Origin of the sequence: Pseudofrankia coriaricola, from assembly GCF_001854805.1 — a bacterium.
GTDB lineage: Bacteria > Actinomycetota > Actinomycetes > Frankiales > Frankiaceae > Pseudofrankia.
The window spans coordinates 79,159-99,560 of the sequence record NZ_MBLO01000258.1 but is presented as its reverse complement, the minus strand read 5'-3'; the positions used below and the strand labels follow the sequence as shown (position 1 = coordinate 99,560).

General features: G+C 72.6%; 19 protein-coding genes. 12 read left to right on the top strand and 7 right to left on the bottom strand.

Annotated features, from left to right (window positions below; genetic code table 11):
- Positions 1-453: 453 nt before the first annotated feature.
- The 4 genes from BCD48_RS37970 to BCD48_RS37955 form a co-directional block, all read right to left on the bottom strand.
- Positions 454-1,680: an acyl-CoA dehydrogenase family protein gene (locus BCD48_RS37970; RefSeq protein ID WP_071053221.1), complete on the bottom strand. Its 1,227-nt coding sequence runs from the start codon at positions 1,678-1,680 to the stop codon at positions 454-456.
- 59 nt (positions 1,681-1,739) lie between these two features.
- Positions 1,740-2,051 (bottom strand): hypothetical protein, encoded by a 312-nt coding sequence (locus tag BCD48_RS37965; protein ID WP_071053220.1) that lies wholly within the window; start codon positions 2,049-2,051, stop codon positions 1,740-1,742.
- Positions 2,052-2,197: 146 nt separating this feature from the next.
- Positions 2,198-3,007 (bottom strand): FadR/GntR family transcriptional regulator, encoded by an 810-nt coding sequence (locus BCD48_RS37960; RefSeq protein ID WP_083419810.1) that lies wholly within the window; start codon positions 3,005-3,007, stop codon positions 2,198-2,200.
- A gap of 7 nt (positions 3,008-3,014) precedes the next feature.
- Positions 3,015-3,842: an enoyl-CoA hydratase/isomerase family protein gene (locus BCD48_RS37955; RefSeq protein ID WP_071053219.1), complete on the bottom strand. Its 828-nt coding sequence runs from the start codon at positions 3,840-3,842 to the stop codon at positions 3,015-3,017.
- Positions 3,843-4,084: 242 nt separating this feature from the next.
- Between BCD48_RS37955 and BCD48_RS37950 the strand changes: the two genes are divergently transcribed.
- The 10 genes from BCD48_RS37950 (at position 4,085) to BCD48_RS51735 (ending at position 14,563) form a co-directional block, all read left to right on the top strand.
- The gene (locus BCD48_RS37950) at positions 4,085-5,242 is read left to right on the top strand and encodes an acyl-CoA dehydrogenase family protein (protein WP_071053267.1); all 1,158 of its coding nucleotides are present in this window, start codon (positions 4,085-4,087) and stop codon (positions 5,240-5,242) included.
- 11 nt (positions 5,243-5,253) lie between these two features.
- Positions 5,254-6,036: an enoyl-CoA hydratase/isomerase family protein gene (locus BCD48_RS37945; RefSeq protein ID WP_071053266.1), complete on the top strand. Its 783-nt coding sequence runs from the start codon at positions 5,254-5,256 to the stop codon at positions 6,034-6,036.
- 99 nt (positions 6,037-6,135) lie between these two features.
- The gene (locus tag BCD48_RS37940; protein ID WP_241842314.1) at positions 6,136-7,368 is read left to right on the top strand and encodes an acyl-CoA dehydrogenase family protein; all 1,233 of its coding nucleotides are present in this window, start codon (positions 6,136-6,138) and stop codon (positions 7,366-7,368) included.
- 76 nt (positions 7,369-7,444) lie between these two features.
- Positions 7,445-8,884 carry an OB-fold domain-containing protein gene (locus BCD48_RS37935; RefSeq protein WP_071053218.1) on the top strand — a complete coding sequence of 480 codons (1,440 nt, stop codon included), beginning with the start codon at positions 7,445-7,447 and terminating at the stop codon, positions 8,882-8,884.
- A gap of 3 nt (positions 8,885-8,887) precedes the next feature.
- Positions 8,888-10,090 (top strand): acetyl-CoA acetyltransferase, encoded by a 1,203-nt coding sequence (locus BCD48_RS37930; protein WP_071053217.1) that lies wholly within the window; start codon positions 8,888-8,890, stop codon positions 10,088-10,090.
- Positions 10,091-10,147: 57 nt separating this feature from the next.
- Entirely contained in the window at positions 10,148-10,561 is a 414-nt protein-coding gene (locus BCD48_RS37925; RefSeq protein ID WP_241842313.1) for a Zn-ribbon domain-containing OB-fold protein, read from the top strand.
- Positions 10,558-11,709, top strand: a complete 1,152-nt coding sequence (locus BCD48_RS37920) for a thiolase family protein (RefSeq protein ID WP_071053215.1) — start codon at positions 10,558-10,560, stop codon at positions 11,707-11,709. The genes BCD48_RS37925 and BCD48_RS37920 overlap by 4 nt, the downstream gene beginning before the upstream one ends.
- 129 nt (positions 11,710-11,838) lie before the next feature.
- Positions 11,839-12,687, top strand: a complete 849-nt coding sequence (locus tag BCD48_RS37915; RefSeq protein ID WP_071053214.1) for an enoyl-CoA hydratase-related protein — start codon at positions 11,839-11,841, stop codon at positions 12,685-12,687.
- Positions 12,684-13,604: an enoyl-CoA hydratase-related protein gene (locus tag BCD48_RS37910; protein WP_083419808.1), complete on the top strand. Its 921-nt coding sequence runs from the start codon at positions 12,684-12,686 to the stop codon at positions 13,602-13,604. Before BCD48_RS37915 ends, BCD48_RS37910 begins: the two co-directional genes overlap by 4 nt.
- Before the next feature lie 113 nt (positions 13,605-13,717).
- Positions 13,718-14,563 (top strand): acyl-CoA thioesterase, encoded by an 846-nt coding sequence (locus BCD48_RS51735; protein WP_157910613.1) that lies wholly within the window; start codon positions 13,718-13,720, stop codon positions 14,561-14,563.
- Positions 14,564-14,667: 104 nt separating this feature from the next.
- On the opposite strand, the gene BCD48_RS37900 is transcribed toward BCD48_RS51735, so the two are convergent.
- Positions 14,668-15,153 carry a MaoC family dehydratase gene (locus BCD48_RS37900; RefSeq protein WP_071053213.1) on the bottom strand — a complete coding sequence of 162 codons (486 nt, stop codon included), beginning with the start codon at positions 15,151-15,153 and terminating at the stop codon, positions 14,668-14,670.
- Positions 15,154-15,394: 241 nt separating this feature from the next.
- Positions 15,395-16,471, bottom strand: coding sequence for an amidohydrolase family protein (locus BCD48_RS37895; protein ID WP_071053212.1), 1,077 nt, complete (start codon positions 16,469-16,471; stop codon positions 15,395-15,397).
- 247 nt (positions 16,472-16,718) lie between these two features.
- Here BCD48_RS37895 and BCD48_RS37890 point away from each other — a divergent pair, with 247 nt between their 5' ends.
- Both BCD48_RS37890 and BCD48_RS37885 read left to right on the top strand, forming a co-directional pair.
- Positions 16,719-18,218 (top strand): aldehyde dehydrogenase family protein, encoded by a 1,500-nt coding sequence (locus tag BCD48_RS37890; protein ID WP_071053211.1) that lies wholly within the window; start codon positions 16,719-16,721, stop codon positions 18,216-18,218.
- Positions 18,215-19,081: an SDR family NAD(P)-dependent oxidoreductase gene (locus BCD48_RS37885; RefSeq protein WP_071053210.1), complete on the top strand. Its 867-nt coding sequence runs from the start codon at positions 18,215-18,217 to the stop codon at positions 19,079-19,081. The genes BCD48_RS37890 and BCD48_RS37885 overlap by 4 nt, the downstream gene beginning before the upstream one ends.
- A 291-nt stretch (positions 19,082-19,372) precedes the next feature.
- Here the strand turns inward: BCD48_RS37885 and BCD48_RS37880 are convergent, their stop codons facing one another.
- Complete coding sequence (locus BCD48_RS37880) at positions 19,373-20,377, bottom strand: LLM class F420-dependent oxidoreductase (protein ID WP_071053209.1); 1,005 nt, start codon at positions 20,375-20,377, stop codon at positions 19,373-19,375.
- Positions 20,378-20,402: the final 25 nt, after the last annotated feature.

Here is a 20,402-nt window from a genome sequence, read left to right as displayed (position 1 = left end):
GGCATGTCGCCGTGGTTAGGTTGGTGCCGAGCGCGACGAGGTGCTTGGCGAGGAGTTGTGCAGACATCTGGCGCCGCTGGCCCCCGCGTGGGGGCGCCGGTTCCTCTATCCGGACCGGCTGCCGGTGGACGACCAGGCCGCACTTAAGGGGTTCCTGTGGGTGCCGCGGAAGGCGCCCTTGCATTGTGAGGAGTCGGGCGCACCGAGCGTCGGCGGCTTGATGATCAGACGGTGACGCAACCGCCTCGCTCGTCGGCACGGAAAGTGGCGCCCAACAACCGCCAACTGGGGAAGATGGCGATAAGCGTTCGCCTCCGTTCGTCCGCCCTGGCGGTGACTGCCGCGACGATCCGGTGTCCGCCCCGTTACGGGAACCGAACTCCTGGTTGGACTCACCCGCGGTGGCGTGCCCGCTCTTGCGGTCCCCAGGGTCGCCCCACCTCGTCTTTCCGCTCAGGTCGGGCGGGGCTCGCGGGGCAGGCCTAGGATCGTCTCGGCGATGATGTTGCGCTGGATCTCGGAGGCGCCGGCGTAGATGGTGCCGGAGCGCGCCGCCATCCAGGCACCCGCCCACGAGGCGGTCGAGCTGGACGGCACGCCCGGGTCGTCGGCCCGGTAGGCCCGCAGCGGCGGGCGGCCCTGGAGCACCTGCCCCCGGAGGCCGAGGATGTCCTCGGCCAGGTCCGTCACCCGCTGGTGGTACTCGCTCCAGTACAGCTTGGCGACCGACGCCGTCGCGGCCAGCTCGCCGCCCCGGGCCAGGCCGGTGAGGATCCGGTAGCCCAGGTGGCGCATGACCTCGACCCGGGCGACGGCGTCGGCGAGCCGCTGGCGGACCACCGGGTCGCCGGCCTTGCCGTCCTGCTGGGCCAGCCGGATCAGCCGGTCGAGCTCGGAGCGGAACAGGATCGGGTTGGTGGCGGCCTCCTCGCCGCGCTCGTGGCCCAGCAGCGCGGTCGCCACCTTCCAGCCTTCACCGGGCGCGCCGACGACGTTCTCGGCGGCCGTGCGCGCCTCGGTGACGAAGACCTCGCAGAACTCGCTCTCGCCGGTCATCTGGCGGATGCGCCGGATCTCGATGCCGGGCTGGTGGATCGGGACGAGCAGGAAGCTGATCCCGCGGTTGCGCGCGGCATCGGGGTCGGTGCGGGCGAGCATGAAGATCCAGCCGGCGTGGAAGGCGTGCGACGTCCAGATCTTCTGCCCGGTGACGACCCACTCGTCGCCCTCGAGATGGGCCCGGGTGCGCAGCGCGGCGAGGTCGGAGCCGGCCTCGGGCTCGGAGTAGCCCTGGCACCAGTGCTCCTCGCCGGACAGGATCCGGGGCAGGAACCGCTCCTTCTGCGCGGGTGTGCCGAAGCGCAGCAGGGTCGAGCCCAGCATCTTGATCGCATAGGTGTCGTACGGCGCCCCATAGGGGACGCCGGCGCGGGCCAGCTCCTCGACGAGGGCGACCTGGTGCAGTCGGGAAAGGCCTCGGCCGCCGTACTCGACGGGCCAGGTGACCCCGAGCAGCCCGCGTCGGTACAGCGTCGCCCGCCAGCTCTCGACGAAATCCTCCGCGGCGGTCCGGTCCTCGATCGCGCCGAGGCCGGCGAAGTCCGCCGGGAGTTCCTCGGCGAGGATGGCGCGCACCTCGGCGCGGAAGGCCTCGACGTCGGGCGGATAGCGCAGGTCCATGAGATAAAGATAGATTATTTATCTAATTTGGGTGGGTGATGTGGCCCCCGTCCTGACTGTCAGCCCGGCCCGGTGGCGCGGCCGCGACGGCGTCCGATCCGGGCGGGCCGGGCGGCGGGCCGCCGCGACGGGGGGCGCGCGGCCCGGTCGGCCCGGTGGGCGGCCACCGGCTCGCCGTCGCGTGCGGGCTCCCCGGTCCGCGGCGCCACATCGGGGTCCAGGCAGTCGAGCTCGTGGATGAGCGTCGCCTGCCAGTAGCCGGCCCGGTCGCGCCGCAGGTCGAGCACTCCCGCGCAGCAGTGGGTCGAGTAGGCGGCGGCCGCCTCCAGTAAGAGCCGTGGCGGCTGCTCGTCGGCGACGATGAACCTCATCCTGGGTCCTCCCGCGTCGTCTGCGTCGGAATGCGGCCGCCGTGTCCGGGCCGGGTGCCAGCTGGCTGCCCACCCGGCCGGCGACCGCCTCCGATAGCGCTAAATCATCGTGCTTGCTTGGCGGTCTTGCTAGGGGGTGCGGTCGCTCAGCTCATCAGGTCGACGGCGGTCTCGGCCGGGATGCCCGTGAGCAGGAACGTGCTCACCGACTCCAGGTGGCGGGTCCAGTAGGCCTCGACCTCGCCGGCCGTCCCGTCCCGCAACAGCGTGACCAGCCTCCGGTGGCTCCGGTGGGTGCGCTCGCGCAGGGCGGCATGGGTGTCCGGCGGCGCGACGGACGTCGACGAGACATTGGCCGTCTCGACGACGGCGTAGAGCATCCGCACCAGCAGGCTGAGGGTGGGGCTGTCCGCGAGCTCCACCAGGCCCAGGTGTAGGTCCTGGTCGGCGGTGAGGAAGTCGTTGTGGCGGCCGGCGTCGTGCGCGTGTGCCTCCGCGGCGAGCAGCTCCTCGATCCGGGCCACCTTCGCCGCGGTACGGGCCGCCGCGAGCCGGGCCGCGGCCTGGCCCTCCAGCAGCGTGCGGATCTCGAAGACGTCCTTCAGCCGGGCTCGGCGGTGCTGCAGCACGGCGCCCGCCTGACGGGCGAGCGCCGCGGGGCTGGGCACCTGGACCCGGGCGCCACCACGGGACCCGCGCAGCACGGTGATGAGGCCCTCGGCCTCGAGCATGCGAAATCCTTCGCGCAGCGTCGGCCGGGAGACGCCGAACTGCGTCATCAGGACCGACTCCGACGGGAGCATGGTGCCCTCGGCGAGCTCGCCTCGCACGATCCTCCCGCGTACCTGGCTCGCGACCAGCTCCCCGGCCTTGGGCACGCGGACCTGGCGACCTGGCCCGGCGCCACCCTGGCCGGCGCCGGACGGGCCGGGGCGCCCTTCGGACGTGGTCGTCATGGCCGGCTCAGCTGGCCGGCGGGGTGTCGTCGTCGCCGGTCGCGCCGGTGAACCGCGCGGGGCGCTTCTCCTGGATCGCCGCCATGCCCTCGACCGGATCGGGCCCACCGAAGCCGTAGAACTCCAGCGCCAACGACGCGTCGAAGCTCGGGCCCATCGCGCGGTACCAGTTGTTCAGCGCGTACTTCGTCCAGCGGACCGCGCTGGGGGAGACGGCCATCAGCTTGCGCGCGACGCCGAGCGCGGTCTCGCGCAGGTCGGCCTCGTCGACGGCCAGCGACACGAGCCCGATCCGCTCGGCCTCGGCGCCGGTGAGGGTGTCGTTGGTGAGCAGGTAGTACTTCGCCTTGGCCATCCCGGCGAGGATCGGCCAGCTGATGACCGCGTGGTCACCCGCCGCCACGCCCAGGCGGGTGTGGCCGTCGAGTATCCGGGCGGTCTTGGCCGCGATCGAGACGTCGGCGAGGACGCCGACGACCAGGCCCGCGCCGACGGCCGGGCCGTGGATGGCCGACACGATCGGTTTCGAGCAGTTGATGACGTTGTAGACGAGGTCGCGGGCCTCGCGCATGACCCGGGTGCGGGTGGAGTAGTCGCCGGTCATCTCGGCGAGCAGGTCGAAGCTGCCGCCGGCGGAGAACCCGCGGCCCTCGCCGCGGACCACGACCACCTGTGTGTCGGGATCCCGGTCGATCACCCGCCAGACCTCGGCTAGGTCGCGGTGCATCCGGGGGCTCACCGAGTTCAGGCCGGGGCCGTCGAAGACGAGCTCGAGGACGCCGGGCTCGGGCCGCTCAAGCCGAAGACTGGGGAAGTCCGTGTACAGGTCGGACATCGGGCCGTCCTTCCAGGTCGCGTGTCACAGGTGGGGCGGTGGTGACCGGGCTCACGCCCGTACGACTCCGGCCCGACTGGTGGACTGGTGCCAGTGAAGCCGCAATGAGATAGTTAATTACTACAAGTGCATCTTATCGAACCTCGCGGGGTGCGGCCAGAAGGGCCGACGCCGGGGTGCTCATGGTGTCCCGCGCCACCCGCCCCCGTCGGGGCCCCGTGTATCCCCAGGAGGCGGACACCGTGCAGCGCAGGCACTTCGAGGTGGAGCACGAGGCGTTCCGCGACCTGTGCCGGTCGTTCTTCGTCAAGGAGTGCGCACCTCGGGTCGAGGAGTGGGAACGGGCAGGCCAGGTCGACCGCGACGTCTGGCGGCGGGCCGGCGCCGCCGGGATGCTGCTCTGGGAGGCGCCCGAGGAGTTCGGCGGCCAGGGTGTGCGGGACTACCGCTACTCCCAGGTGCTTGCCGAGGAGATCTACGCGACCGGCAGCGCCGGCCTCGGGTTCGGCCTGCAGAACGACGTCATGCCGCCCTACCTGATCGACCTGACCAACCAGGATCAGAAGGCCCGCTGGCTGCCAGGCTCGGTCACCGGCGACACCATCTGGGGCCTGGCCATCAGCGAGCCGGGCGCGGGCAGCGACGTCGCCTCGATCCGCGCCACCGCGCTGCGCGACGGTGACGTCTACGTCGTCAACGGCACGAAGGCGTTCATCACCAACGGGCTGCTGCTCGACAAGGCCGTCGTCGCGGTCAAGACCGACCCGGCGCAGCGGCACAAGGGCGTGAGCCTGCTCGTCGTCGAGGACGGCATGCCCGGCTTCGAGCGCGGCCGGCACCTCGACAAGGTCGGCCAGCGCTCGCAGGACACCGCGGAGCTGTTCTTCCGCGACGTGCGGGTGCCGGTGACGAACCTGCTCGGCGAGGAGGGCAGGGGCTTCGGCTACCTGATGCGCAACCTGCCGCAGGAGCGCCTCGGCGCGGGCGTTGCCGCCACCGGCGTGATGTGGCGCGCCCTCGGGCTGACCGTCGACTACGTCCGCTCCCGCCAGGCCTTCGGTCAGACCCTGGGCGGCTTCCAGAACACCCGGTTCGAGCTGGCCGAGGTCAAGACGCTGTGCGAGGTCGCCCAGGCCTACGTCGACAAGGCCGTGGTGGAGCACCTCGCCGGCGACCTCTCGCCCGAGGACGCCGCCGGGCTCAAGCAGTGGACGACCGATACCCAGAACCAGGTCGTCGACCGCTGCCTGCAGCTGTTCGGCGGCTACGGCTACATGAACGAGTACGAGATCGCGCGGCTGTGGCGCGACAGCCGGGTCCAGCGCATCTATGCCGGCAGTAACGAGGTCATGAAGGAGATCGTCGGCCGCGCGCTGCGCCTCGAGGGCCCGGCCGCCTGATGGGAGCCGAGATGACGCAGCCCTCCGTCCGCCTGCACGTCGCCGGCGGTGTCGGCACGATCCGGCTGGACCGGCCGCCCGTCAACGCGCTGGATGCCGAGATGCGCACGCGCCTCGCGGCGGCGGCGGCCGAGGCCGGCCGGCGCGGCGACGTTCGAGCGGTGGTCGTGTACGGCGGGGAGAGGAGCTTCGCCGCCGGGGCCGACGTGCGGGAGCTCGCGGCGGCCGACCTCGCTGGCATGGTCGCGGACGTCGGGGAGTTGCAGGCCACGCTCGGCGCGGTCGCCGGCATCGGCAAGCCGACCATCGCCGCCCTGACCGGCTTCGCGCTCGGCGGCGGCCTGGAGATCGCGCTCGCCTGCGACTTCCGGATGGCGGCGCAGGACGTCCGGCTCGGACTGCCCGAGGTCCTCCTCGGCACGATCCCGTGCGGCGGCGGCACCCAGCGGCTGGCCCGGCTCGTCGGCCCGGCGGTGGCCAAGGACCTGCTGTACACCGGCCGGCAGGTGCGAGCCGACGAGGCGCTCGCGACCGGTCTCGTCGACGCGGTGCTCCCGGTGGGGGAGGTCTACCAGGCGGCGCTCGCCAGGGCGGCGGCGTTCGCAACCGGCCCGGCGCTGGCCCTGCGGGCACTCAAGCTCGCGGTCGACGAGGGCCTCGAGGTTCCGCTGGACACCGGCCTGGCCATCGAACGCGCCCACTTCATCGGCCTGTTCGCGACGGAGGACCGCGCCGAGGGCATGGCCTCGTTTCTCCAGCGCGGCCCGGGTAAGGCGGTCTTCACCGGCTGTTGACGGCGCTCGCGGCCTCGGGTCCGGCCTGGTCACGCCTTGCTGTACATCTGAAATCGTGTAATTATCTAACGAATATCTCGATGGGTGCGAGCTCCAGTCGTGGATGTCGGGGCCGCGCCCCTGCGCGACGCCCGCGAGGCGACGGACCGCGAGCCCTGGATGGTGACCCGGGATGGGGACATGGACTTCGGACTGACTGACGAGCAGCGCCTGCTGCGCGAGACGGCACGCGAGTTCGTGGCCAAGGTGTGCCCGCCTGAGCGGGCGAAGGCGTGGGACGAGGCGGGGACGTACCCCGCCGAGCTGTTCACCGCGATGGCCGAGCTGGGCTGGCTCTCGCTGCCGTTCCCCGCCGCGCTCGGCGGGGACGACGGCGGGATCGTCGAGCTGTGTCTGCTGGCCGAGGAGCTCGGCCGTGCCAGCCTCGACATCGCGATGTGCTACGCGGGCACCTTCATCCCGGGGCTGACGCTGCTGCGCTGGGGCAGCGCTGCCCAGCACGAGCGCTACCTGGCCGACATGATGGCCGGCCGAACCCGCTTCGCCGTGGCGATGAGCGAGCCCGACGTCGGCTCCGACGTGGCGGCGCTGCGCACGTCCGCGGTGGACGCCGGCGACCACTTCGTCGTCAACGGGCAGAAGGCCTGGTGCACCGGCGCCGGCGTGCCGGGCGCGGTGATCGCGATGTACGTGCGGACCGACCCGGACGCACCGCGCCACCGCGGGCTGTCCCTCCTGCTCGTCGACCCGGCCTCGCCCGGTGTGGAGATCCGCCGGACGCCGACGCTGGCCCGCCACATCCTGGGCACGAACGAGCTGTTCCTCACCGACGTGCGAGTCCCCAAGGAGAACCTCGTCGGCCCCCTCCACGGCGGCTGGCGGGTCATGCTCTCCGGCCTGGACGTCGAGAAGATCCTCATGAGCGCCGCCTATGTCGGCACCGCGCAGGCGACGCTCGACGAGGCGCTGGCCTACGCGCGCGAGCGGCAGGCGTTCGGCCGCCCGATCGGGGAGTTCCAGTCGCTCGCGCACGCGCTGGCCGACCTGCAGACCGAGATCGACGCGGCGCGGCTGCTGTCCTACCGCGCGGCGTGCCTGCTCGCGGCCGGCGAGCCGTGCACCCGCGAGGGCGCGATGGCGAAGCTGAAGGGCTCCGAGACCTATGTGTCGGCGGCCCGCTGGGGGATGCAGATCCTGGCTGGCCACGGTTTCTCGACGGAGAGCGTCATGAGCTTCCGCTGGCGGGAGTCGATCGTGGCGACGATCTCCGGCGGCACCAGCCAGATCCAGCGCAACGCGATCGCCCGCAGCATGGGCCTGCGCTCGTACTGACCCCGGGCCCGGGACGGCGCTGGCCGTCCCCGCCCAGCTGACCACCTGACAGTTCTGATCGTTTGTGGGAGGCCGCATGGCGAGCTCCGTCGGAATTACGGGCTACGGCGCGTACGTGCCGTACTGGCGTCTGACGCGCGCGGCGGTCGCCGCGGCGCTGGGGACCGGGGGCGGCAAGGGCACCCGGGCGGTGGCCAGCTACGACGAGGACACGACCACGCTCGGCGTCGAGGCGGCGCGTGTCGCGCTGCGCGGGCGGGCCGACGAGCCGGGGACGCTGTACTTCAGCACCACTGACCCCGCCTATGCCGACAAGTCCAACGCCACTGTCGTCCATGCGGCGCTCCGCCTCGGCCGTGACGTGCTCGCGGTGGACTTCGGCGGCGCCGTGCGCAGCGGCATCGGCGCCCTGCTCGCCGCCGCCGGCGCCGCGGCGGGCGGCGCGGCAGGGCTGGTCGTGCTGGCGGACACCCGCACAGGCCTGCCCGGCGGGCAGGACGAGACGGCTGGCGGCGACGCGGCGTCGGCCCTGCTCCTCGGGCGGGACACGCCGGGCGCCCCGGTGCTGGCCGAGCTGCTCGCCCAGGCCAGCGCCACCGCGGAGTTCCTCGACCGGTGGCGGGTTCCCGGCGCGTCCGCGTCCCGCGTGTGGGAGGAGCGCTTCGGCGAGCAGGCCTACCTGCCGCTCGCGCACGAGGCGTTCGCCGCCGCGCTCAAGGACGCCGACCTCACGCCCGACCAGCTCGACCGCGTGATCGTCGCCGGCACCCATGCCCGAGCGGTCCGCGCGTTCGCCGCCCGCTGCGGCGCCCGCCGCGACGCGCTCGCGCCCGACCTCACCGATGCGCTCGGCAACCCCGGGACCGCGCAGGCCGGGCTGCTGCTCGCCGATGCGCTCGACCGGGCCGAGCCCGGCCAGACGATCGCCCTGGTCGTGCTCGCCGACGGCGCGACCGCGACCGTCTGGCGGGCGACCGACGCCCTGCCCGCGGGCCGGCCGGCCGTCGGCGTCGCCGACCAGGTGGCCGCCGGCAACGACACGCTGCCGTACGCCTCGTTCCTGACCTGGAAGGGCTTCCTGGACCGGGAGCCGCCGCGCCGCCCCGACCCGGCCGCCCCGGCGGCGCCGCCGTCGCTACGGAGCGCCGCGTGGAAGTTCGGGTTCGTCGCGTCGAAGTGCACCGCGTGCGGCGACGTCCAGCTGCCCCCGGGCAGGGTGTGCAAGAAGTGCGCGGCGGTGGACGAGGCGACACCGGTCGCGCTGGCGGACACCCCCGCAAAGATCGCCACCTTCACCGTCGACCGCCTCGCCTACACCCCGAGCCCGCCGCTGGTCGGCGTGGTCGTCGACTTCGACGGCGGTGGGCGCACCGACTGCGAGCTGACCGACAGCGCGGGCGACGTCGCCATCGGCCAGCGGGTCGAGATGACCTTCCGGCGCGTGGTCACCGCCGGGAACGGGATTCACAACTATTTCTGGAAGGCCCGGCCGGTTCGTTTCACCAAGGAGCGTTGAGCAATGGCGTCAACGGGTATCCGCGACCGCGTCGCGATCGTCGGGATGGGCTGTACGGCCTTCGGCGAGCACTGGGACAAGGGCGTCTCCGACCTGCTGATCGAGTCGTCCACGGCCGCCATGACGTCCGCCGGGGTGACCCGCGAGGACATCGACGCCTACTGGCTGGGCACGATGGGCTCCGGCACCAGCGGGCTGACGCTCTCCCGGGCGCTGCGGCTGGACAACAAGCCGGTCACCCGCCTGGAGAACTTCTGCGCGACCGGTTCGGAGGCGCTGCGCAACGCCTGCTACGCCGTAGCGTCCGGCGCCTATGACATGGCGATGGCGATCGGCGTCGAGAAGCTCAAGGACTCGGGTTTCTCCGGCCTCGTGCCCACCCCGGTGCCCGGGGACGGCACGGGCAGTGACCTGACGGCGCCGGCCGCGTTCAGCCTGCTCGCGCCGGCCTACGCCAGGCGCTACGGCGTCGACGACGCCGAGCTGAAGGATGTGCTGGCCAGGATCGCGTCGAAGAACCACCACAACGGCGCCCGCAACCCGCGGGCGCAGTTCCGCAAGGAGGTCAGCCGCGAGACGGTGTGCGCCGCGCCGCTGGTCGCCGGGGCGCTGGGCGTGTTCGACTGCAGCGGCGTCTCCGACGGCAGCGCCGCCGCGATCGTGGTCCGCGCCGAGGACGCGCACCGGTACACCGACAAGCCGATCTACGTGAAGGGCCTGTCGTTCGTCGCGGGCCCGGCGACCGGCACGTCCGACCCGGCCTACGACTACACGACCTTCCCCGAGGTCGTCGCGAGCGCGCGGGACGCCTACCGGCAGGCCGGGGTGACGGACCCGCGCCGCGAACTGGCGCTGGCCGAGGTCCATGACTGCTTCACGCCCACCGAGCTGGTCCTGATGGAGGACCTCGGCTTCGCCGACCGCGGCTTCGGCTGGAAGGAGGTCCTCGCCGGGACCTACGAGCTCGGCGGGGACCTGCCGGTCAACCCGGACGGCGGGCTGAAGGCCTTCGGCCACCCGATCGGCGCCAGCGGCCTGCGGATGATGTTCGAGTGCTGGCTGCAGCTGCGTCATGAGGCGCCGCCGGAGCGGCGGATCGCCTCGGTGGACGCTGGCCGGACGCTGGCGCTCACACACAACCTCGGCGGCCGGCCGGGTGAGTGCGTCTCGTTCGTCAGCGTCGTCGGCTCCGAGCCCAGCGCCTGAGTGCTGCTAATTAGTTAACTTCTTGCTATTATCAAACCTATGGTTGCGCAGGTACCGGTGGCCGGGGGCTTGTTCACCTGGCCGTCCGACGAACCCCGGCTGATCGGCTCGGAGCGGGACGGGGTGATCTCCTTCCCCGCCCGACCCGGCGAGCAGGAACACCTGCTCGGCCGCCGCGGCACGCTCTGGAGCTTCACCACGCAGCAGTTCCGACCACCGTCCCCGCCCTACGACGGTCAGGACACGGCGGAGACGTTCGCGCCGTATGCGCTGGGCTATGTCGAGTTGCCAGGCGAGCTGCTCGTCCAGGGCCGCCTCACCGAGGCCGACCCGGCGAAGCTCGCGATCGGCCAGGAGATGGAGCTGACGGTCGTGCCCTACACGACTCGCCCCGACGGGACCGAGGTGCTGACCTTCGCGTTCATGCCGGTCGGCGGCGCGGACGAGCAGGAACAGGATGGTGACGCATGAGCACGGCGGACGTCGCGATCGTCGGGGTAGGGCTGTTCCCGTTCGGCCGGTACGGCGCGAAGCCGTGCATGGAGATGGGTGCGGAGGCGGCCCGCGCGGCGCTGGCCGACGCGGGCGCCGACTGGGCCGACGTCCAGACCGCGTTCGTCGGCAGCTACGAGGTGTCCAACCCGGACGCCGTCGTCGGCCTGCTGGGCCTGACCGGCATCCCCGTGCGCGGCGTGTTCAACGGCTGCGCCACCGGCGGGACGTCGCTGCAGATGGCGACGCGGGCCATCCGCTACGGCGAGGCCGACGTCGCGATGGCGATCGGGATGGACAAGCACCCCCGCGGCGCGTTCGCCGGCGACCCCGAGGCCATGGGCCTGCCGGCCTGGTACGGCCAGACCGGGATGTTCCTCACGACGCACTTCTTCGGCACGAAGATCAACCGCTACATGCACCAGTACGGCGTGACGCGGGAGACGCTGGCCCGGGTCGCGGCGAAGAACTTCGCCAACGGCACCCGCACCCCGCACGCCTGGCGGCGCACCCCGATGACGGCCGAGCAGATCCTCGACTCCGAGATCGTGAACTACCCGCTCACCCGGTACATGTACTGCGGCCCGGACGAGGGGGCGGCCGCGCTCGTGCTGTGCCGGGCGGACCTCGCCCACCGGTACACCTCCGCGCCGGTGTACGTACGGGCCGCGGAGTTGCGCAGCCGCCGCGCGGGCGCCTTCGAGGTGCAGAGCCCGTCCCTGCCGCTGGACGCGGCGCCGAGCCCGACGGTCGACGCGTCCCGCGCCGCCTACGAGGCGGCGGGCATCGGTCCGGGAGACGTCGACGTCGCGCAGCTGCAGGACACCGACGCCGGCTCCGAGGTCATCCACATGGCCGAGAACGGCTTCTGCGCGGACGGCGAGCAGGAGAAATGGGTCGCCGAGGGCGCCACCGAGCTGACGGGCCGGCTGCCGGTCAACACCGACGGCGGCCTGATCGCCAACGGGGAGCCGATTGGCGCCTCCGGCCTGCGCCAGGTGTACGAGATCGTCCTGCAGTTGCAGGGCCGCGCCGGCGACCGTCAGATCGGCGGCACGCCGCGCGTCGGCTACACCCACCTCTACGGCGCCCCGGGGGCGTCAGCGGTGTCGATCCTGTCCCGCTGAACGCACGCACCGAGGACGGGCACGTCCGCCATCGGCGCGGCTCCGGCCCGCTTCGCGCCCGGCCGGCGCCCGCGCCCCAGGGGGCCGGCCGGGCGCCATCGGCGCGCCGGCCGGCGGGAACGGAAGGGCATGAGCACGCTCGACCAACTGACCGTGGCGCCCGAGGACACCGTCCTCTACGACGTCCAGGCGGACGGGGTGGCCGTCCTGACGTTGAACCGCCCAGGCCGGCGCAACGCCTGGGGATACGACATGGAGGCCCGCTACTACGCGCTGCTCGACGAGGCCGCGGCGGACCCGGCCGTCCGGGTCATCGTGGTCACCGGCGCTGGCGGCACGTTCTGTCCGGGCATGGACATGGACATCCTGCGCCGCGCGTCGACCGACCCGACCTACCAGCGGCCGGCCCGCCGGCCGCAGACCCACGCCCGCACCGTGCCCAAGCCCGTCGTCGCGGCCGTCGACGGCGCCTGCGCCGGCATCGGGTTCGTGCAGGCGCTGATGGCGGACCTGCGGTTCACCACCGCGCGGGCGAAGTGGACGCCGTCGTTCACCCGGCTCGCGCTGAGCTCCGAGGACGCGGTCAGCTGGCTGCTGCCCCGCCTCGTCGGCGCCGGCCACGCCGCGGACCTGCTGCTGTCCTGCCGGGTGGTGCGGGGTGAGGAAGCGGCGCGCCTCGGCCTGGCCAACCGCTGCGTCGAGCCCGACGACCTGCTGTCCGCCGCGCTCGCGTGGGCAGGCGACGTGGCGCGCAACTGTGCGCCCTGGGCGCTGGCCCAGGTCAAGAACCAGCTGTCGCTCGACATGACCGCGACGCTCGAGGAGGCGCGGCTGCGTTCGAACGAACTGTTGACGCAGGCCCGCGACCGGGTCGACTACGCCGAGGGCGTCGCCTCCTTCCGGGAGCGCCGGGCGCCCCGTTTCGAGGGACTGCCCGCCGACCACCCGGCGGTCGAGCTTGCTGGGCTGGGCCGATGAGCGCGGACGGCTCCGCCCCGCCCGTGCCCGTGGCCGGCTCCGCGGTGGCCGCGGAGGCGCCGGCTGAGGCGGGAGAGCCGCGGGGCCTCGTGGGGTACGAGGTCGACGACGCCGGGGTGGCGGTCGTGACCCTGGACGACCCCGAGAACCGCAACGGCTGGTCGCCGGACATGGAGAACGCCTACTTCGCCGTCCTCGACGCCGCCGCGGTCGACCCCGCCGTGCGCGTTGTCGTGCTCACCGGGGCCGGGCGTACGTTCTGCCCCGGGCTGGCGATGAGCAGGCTCGGCGCGGTCGCCACTGGCGGCCTGCGGCTGGCCGACAGGCGGCCGCAGTACACGCCCCGGCTGTTCCCGAAGCCGCTGATCGGCGCGATCAACGGTGCCTGTGCCGGGATCGGCCTCGTCCAGGCCCTGCAGTGCGACGTCCGGTTCGCCGCCCGCGGCGCCCGGTTCTCGACCGCGTTCGCCCGCCGCGGCCTGTCCGCCGAGTACAACCTGGCGTGGGTGCTGCCGCGCCTCGTGGGCGTCGAGCGCGCGCTGGACCTGCTGCTGTCGGCCCGCACGTTCGACGCCGAGGAGGCCCACCGGATCGGCCTGGTCAGCCGGCTGTCCGAGCCTGGCGAGGCGCTCGCCGACGCGCGCGTCTACGCCCGGGACCTTGCCGTCAACTGCGCGCCGACCGCGCTCGCGGTGATCCGCCGCCAGGTGTACGCCGACCTGGACGTCGACTTCAACGAGGGCCTGCGGCGCTCGTTCGCGGCGATGGCCCACATGAACGCCCGCCCGGAGCTCGCCGAGGGGGTCGCGAGCTTCCGCGAGCGGCGCCCGCCGGACTTCCCGCCGCTGCCGGCGGATTTCGACGCGGCCGCGGTTCTCGACGCCGCACCGGCCCCGTTCCCGCGGCCGGTGGCCTGACCCGCGCACCGGCTCCGCCCGCGCCCGGGGCACGAAGAATCGATCAGCTATCTCGGTGGAAGAGGTGCGCCCTGACCGCCCAGCATTCTGGCCGCCTGGGCCCGCTGCTGGACGTGCGGCCCGCGGGTGGCGACCTGTTCGCCGGCCCGGAAGGCCCGCCGCAGTCGGGCACCCGGGTCTTCGGCGGCCTGCTCCTCGCGCAGGCGCTGGTGGCCGCCGGCCGCACCGTCGAACCGGGCCTGGCCGTCAACAGCCTGTACGCGGGCTTCCTACGCCCAGGACAGGCCTTGTCGCCGCTCGAGTACGAGGTGGACCGGGTCAAGGATGGGCGCAGCTTCAGCTCCCGCGCGGCGCGGGCGACCCAGAACGGGGCCGTGCTGTTGCGGATGGAGGCCTCGTTCCACGCCGGGGAGAGCGCGCTAGCCCACCAGCTGCCCGCGCCCGACGTGCCGGCGCCGGACGCGCTCGCCCCGTCAGAGAGCTGGTTCGACGGCGCCGGCCAGGACCCGGCGCGCTGGGCGCACGCGTTCCTGGGCAGCCACCCGGTCGACGTCCGTTTCCTGTCGGAGCCGCCGCCGCTGTCAGTGCGCCGCGGCCCGCAGCCGCCGTGCCTGGCGGTATGGCTGCGTTGCCGCGGGCCGCTAGGCGACGACCAGCTGCTGCACGCCGCCGCGCTGGCCTACGCCTCCGACCTGTTCCTGCTGAGTTCGGCCCTGCTGCCCCATGGGGAGGCGCTCGCCGGCGTGGGCGCGTTCTTCGGCACGACGCTGGGGCACGCGCTCTGGTTCCACGAGCCCTGCCGGGCCGACGACTGGCTCTACTTCGAGCAGGTCAGCCCGTGGACGGGGCACGGCAGGGCGATGACACAGGGCCGGGTGTTCGACCGCGACGGCGCGTTGGTCGCCACCGTCGCGCAGGAGGGCCTATTGCGCCGCCGGGAGGCGGCCGGCGCGTCGTAGACGCCTGTGGCCACGGCCGGGTCTGTCGAAGGCGGACTACTCGCGTACGGGTACGGGTACGGGCGCGGGGCGGCGGCGCTCGGTCGCGCCGCCGGCCCGGGCAGTCAGCCGACGTCGCCGCCCTTGATGAGGCGGACCGGGGTGTAGGTCATGACGGTCTCGCCGCGCTGGTTGAGCACGGTGTTGCGGGTCGTGACGACGCCCCGGTTCCCGCGGCTGGCGGGGCGGGACTCGGTCACCTCGACCACGACGGTCAAGGTGTCGCCGACGTAGACCGGCGCGCTGATCGACAGGTCGGTCCGCATGAAGGCCATGCCGGTGCCATGCAGCACGTTTGTTCCGATGACCAGGCCCTCAGCGTAGGAGAACACCATCATCCCGGGACACAACCGGCCGGTGTACCCGGCGGACGCGGCGTGCTCGGAGTCCATGAACAGCGGCTCCGTGACGCCGACGAGCTGGCGGAACAGCACCAGGTCGGTCTCGGTGATCGTGCGCGCCGGCGTGCGGAACGTGGTGCCGACGGTCATCTGCTCGTAGGTCTGCCCGACCACCAGCGGCGGGGCGTCGGTCGGCGCCGTCGTCGTCATGTGTGCTCCCTTCGAGGCATCCGGCCCGGGCGCCGGTTGGCGCGCGCGGCGGGAGGATCAAACAGTTTATTAGTTAGATAATATGCCTATTGGGAGTTTCGTGGTGGCCCGGGGCGAGCCCAGCGGCGGGCGACTGCCCGGCCTCCGTGGAGTCGCGGATGGGCCAGGCCGCGGGGCTGGCGGCCTGGCCCACCGCGTCCGGACGCGGCCCCCCGTTGTCGGGGGACGCTCGACCGGGGTCTCAGGCGGCTTGGGCCGGCATCGGCGGGACGTCGAACAGCTCGGCGAACGCGCCGCCGAGCACCCGGTCGCGCACCGCCGGGTCGACGTCGTCGAACAGCTCGTGCAGCACCTTCTGGGTGTTGGGGAACGTGCCCTCGAGGTGCGGGTAGTCGCTGCCCCACATGACCTTGTCGTAGCCGAGGGCGCTCACGGCGAGCAGCGCGCTCGGGTCGTGCTGGAACGAGGTGTAGACCTGCGAGTAGACGATCTCGCGGGGTGACCGGGCGAGCTTGGGCCGGACGAACATGTCGTGCTGGCGGTAGCCCTCCTCCATCCGGTCGGCGAGCGCGGGAATCCAGGCGGCGCCGGCCTCGGCGACGAAGATGCGCAGGCCCGGGTGGCGGTCGAGCGCGCCCGAGGCGACCAGGTGCGCCACCACCCGCTGCCCGGGGAAGAAGGTCTCGACGTAGTTGATGACGCTGCCGCCGGGCCCGCGGGAGATGACCTGGGGCATCATGCCGGTGCCGATGTGGAAGCACAGCGGCGTGCGCGACTCGTCGGCCAGGGCCCAGAGCGGCTCCCAGACCTCGGAGTTGTAGGGCCGGTCCGGCGGGGGAGTGGCCGGCATGTACACCGCCTGGAAGCCAAGCTCCCGGGCGCGGGCCAGTTCGGCCACCGCGTCGCCGGTGTCCAGCACGGACGTGATCGCGGCGGGCAGCAGCCGGGGACTGGCGGCGATGAGCGTGCCCGCGGCCCAGTCGTTGTAGGCCGCCGCGCTCGCCCGGGCCAGCTCCGGGTCGGTCATGTTGTGGATCCAGAAGCCGCGCGAGGGGAACACGACCTCGCCCCAGATCCCCTGGTCGTCCAGATCGACGAGCCGGATCGTGACGTCCTCGGCGCCCGGCGGGCGGATCGCCTCGGCGAAGGACAGCGGGTCGCGGCGCATGATCTGGCCGTCCACGTAGACCGTCTCGCGGTTGTCCTTGCGCTCCACCCGAGGCGCCCGCTCAGCCAACCGCGCCGGCAGCGCCCGCTCCCACAGGTCAAGCGGCTCCAGCGCGTGTGAGTCGCCCGAGTTCGCCCAGATCTTCGCCATGGTGATCTCCCTTCTGGCGGCACGACTTCACAGCGCGGAGCTTACGGGCCGCAAGATCGTAAAGTGATGTGCCGCAAGATCCCGGGTGGTCCCGGTCTTTGGTTGCCGGCGCCTTGACGGTGTCGCGCGGCGGGGGGCATACTGCCGCGCAGTCAGCTAAATCATAGAACTAATTGAGTGATAGTGGGGCGGATGCTGGCCAGCTCGGAGCCCCACGGCCTGTCGGCATGTGACCGAGGAGAAGACGATGGCGCTGGACACAGAGCCCGAGGGTCGGCTCTACGTCGGCGGGCAGTTCCGCGAAGCCGCGGCCGGCGGGCGGTTCGACGTGCTCAACCCGGCGGACGAGACGCTGGCCGGCACCGCCGCCGACGCCCAGGCCGAGGACGTCGCCGCCGCCGTCACCGCGGCCCGTCGCGCCGCGGATGAGACGTCCTGGGGCGCGGACCACACCTTCCGCCAGCGGGTGTTACGCCAACTGCAGGAAGGGCTGCGCAAGGAGGCCGCGGCGGCCAGGCGGCTGCAGGTCGCCGAGGCCGGCACCCCGGTCTCCAACATCGGCAACCACATCGACGTCATGACCGAGGACATGACGTTCTTCAACGACCTCATCGACCGGTTCCCCTGGGAGGCCGACGTCGGTGTGCACCAGGGTGTGGGGCTGCCGAGCAACCGCCGGGTCCGCTACGAGCCCTACGGCGTCGTCGGCGCGATCACGCCGTGGAACGCGCCGTTCATGACAAACATCTGGAAGATCCAGCACGCGCTCGCGACCGGCAACACGATCGTGCTCAAGACCGCGCCGGACACGCCGCTCGCCGGCGCCTTCATCGCCCGGGTGGCACACGAGCACACCGAGCTCCCGCCCGGCGTGCTCAACGTCGTCAGCTCGCGCGACAAGGCGGCGGCCGGCGAGGCGCTCACCGGAGACCCGCGGGTGGACATGTACCACTTCACCGGCTCGCCCCAGGTGGGGCAGCGGATCTACGAGCGGGCCGCGGTGGGCATCCGCAAGGTGTGCCTGGAACTCGGCGGGAAATCGGCGAACATCGTCCTCGACGACGCCGACCTGGCCGTGGCGATCCCGGTCTCGGTCGGGATGTGCATGGCCAACAGCGGCCAGGGCTGCGCGCTGGCCACCCGGATGGTGGTCCACGCCTCGCGCTACGACGAGGTCGTCGACGCGGTGACCGCGGCCGTCGCGGCGCTGCCCTGGGGCGACCCCGCCGACCCGGGCAACCTCGTCGGCCCGATCATCAACGCCGCGCAGCTCGCCCGCATGGAGGGCCTGGTCGACCGGGCCGTCGCCGCCGGCGCGCGGGTGACTGTCGGCGGGCGGCGCGGCGCGTCCCCAACGGGTGGCCGGGGCTTCTGGTATGAGCCGACCGTCGTCGCGGACGCCCACGAGGACTCCGAGATCGCACAGTACGAGGTCTTCGGACCCGTGCTCACGATCGTCCGCTACGACGGCGACGACGAGGAGGCCGTCCGCGTCGCGAACAACTCCCGCTATGGCCTGTCGTCCTACATCCAGACCTCCGACCCGGAGCGGGCCTGGTGGCTGGCGAACCGGATGGCCGCCGGCACGGTCAACATCGGGCCGTCGTTCTACCTGTCGCCGGACACCCCGTTCGGGGGCTACGGCATCAGCGGCGTCGGCCGCGAGCACGGCGAGGACGGGTTCCGCGAGTACCTGCAGGCCAAGACCATCGCCAGCCCGGCCTTCCCGATGGGGGCTGGGGCGTGAGCGGCCGGCTCGCGGGGAAGACGGCGCTCATCACCGGCGCCGGGTCGGGCCTCGGGCGGGAGTCCGCGCTGCTGTTCGCCGCCGAGGGCGCGAACGTCATCGTCACCGATCTCGTGCCGGCGCGGGCCGACCGCGTCGTCGCCGAGGTCGTGGCGGCCGGCGGCGTCGCCGTCGGCGGGAAGACCGACGTCCGCGAGGCGCAGGAGTGCGTCGACGCGGTCGCGCTGGCGGTCGACACCTACGGGCAGCTGGACATCCTGATGTGCTCGGCCGGGGTGCCTGAGGAGGGCTTCGGTACGAAGGCCTTCGAGGACATCTCCGTCGAGGGCTTCACCTCGATGCTCGCCACGAACCTCACCGGGGTGTTCCTCGCGGCGCGCGCGGCGGTACCGGCGATGAAGCGGCAGCGCCGCGGCACGATCCTGGCGGTCTCGTCGATGGCCGGCTTCGTCGCCTACCCGGGCTTCCCCGGCTACGCCGCCGCCAAGCATGGCGTAAACGGGCTGGTCAAGGGCATGTCGCTGTCGCTCGGCGCCTACGGCATCCGCGCGAACGCGCTCTGCCCGGCCCACGGCATGAGCATCAACTTCGCGATGCCGCCGGACGCGGAGGTGCTCGGCAAGAGCTACGAGGAGATGCAGCCCTGGGACCCGGGGGCGACCTCGATCCCGCTCAAGCTCGACCGGCCCCCGTCGCTGCGCGACAACGCGAACGCGGCGCTGTTCCTGGTCAGCGACGAGTCCGCCTACATGTCCGGGGTGTGCCTGCCTGCCACCGACGGCGGGAACCTGGCCCGCACCTCGATCATCTTCCCCGGTGACCTGGGCGGTGAGGCCGGCGTGCTGCCGGAGGCCCTCCGCTAGCGCGCCCGCCCCGCCCGTCCGGCACCCGCCGGCCCCTCGGACACACGCCGGTTGGACGAGGGGCCGGCGGGTCCTCCGTCCGCCGGCCACGCGATGTGCCGGCTATGGTTACGTTCCGCTGTTCGGTTGAGTGCGCTGCGCTTGGGTTTCAAGCAGCGGGGTGATCCTTGTCGGTCAAGGTGGGACCTGGGCCCGGGTTTGCCGGCCGGGCTCGGAGGCTGGGGAACTGTGTCAGGCCGAAGGGCGCGCGACGATGGCGAAGCCTCGCGCGCCCGGAGGCCGCTTCAGGTATCAGCGCAGCGCGGCCAGCACCTCGGGCCAGACGGCCGGGTCCGACTCGTAGGTCGCGTAGAACGAGACGCGGGTCGACACTGCGGCCAGCTTCGCGCTCAGGCTCTTGGCGACGTCGGCGGGCGTCCCGACGACGCTGAACTCGTGCAGCATCTCGTCGGTGATCAGCTTGCCCATCTCCGACCAGCGTCCCTGCTTGGACAGCCGCGTCAGCTCCGGCTGCAGGTCGCCCCACCCGTGCACGTCCAGCACCGGGCGGTAGGCGGGCGTCGAGGCGTAGAACGCGATCTGGTCCTTCGTGCCCTTTACCGCCGTCGCCAGCTCCCGCTCGTCGCGCCCGACGGTGACGAAGGACGGCCCGCAGACGGCGAAGCCCTCTGGCGTCTTGCCCGTCTTGGCGCGCCCGCGTTCGAGCGCGGGAAGCGTGACCTCGTCGAGGTAGCGCCGGGTGGTGAACGGATGCACGAAGAACCCGTCGGCGACCTCGCCGGCCACCTCGGTCATGACCTCCCCGACACCGGCGACGAATACGGGCGGGGGCCCGAACTCGTGCGCCGGCGGCGCGAAGAACGGCGTCATCAGCGTGTGCGTGTAGAAGTCGCCGCGGAAGTCCAGCGGGGTGCCGTCCTGCCAGGCCGCCCAGATCGCCTTCAGCGCCAGCACGAACTCGCGCATCCGCGGCGCCGGGTGCGACCACGGCATCGAGAACCTGCGCTCGATGTGTGGCCTGACCTGGGAGCCCAGGCCGAGGACGAAGCGACCGCGGGAGTAGCGGGCGAGGTCGTACGCGCTGTTCGCGAGCGTCATCGGGGTGCGCGCGAACGCGATCGCGATGGCCGTGCCGACGGTGCTTGTGTCGGTCGCGTCGACGGCGTGCAGGGCCTGCAGGAACGGGTCGTGCTTCGTCTCGCCGATCCACATTCCGTCGTAGCCGGCGTCCTCGATCGCGCGGGCGCCCGCCTTCGTGGCCGAGATGTCCTTGCCGAGGCTGGCGTCGATCTTCATGAGGTCCTCTCGGTCGTGTTCGGGA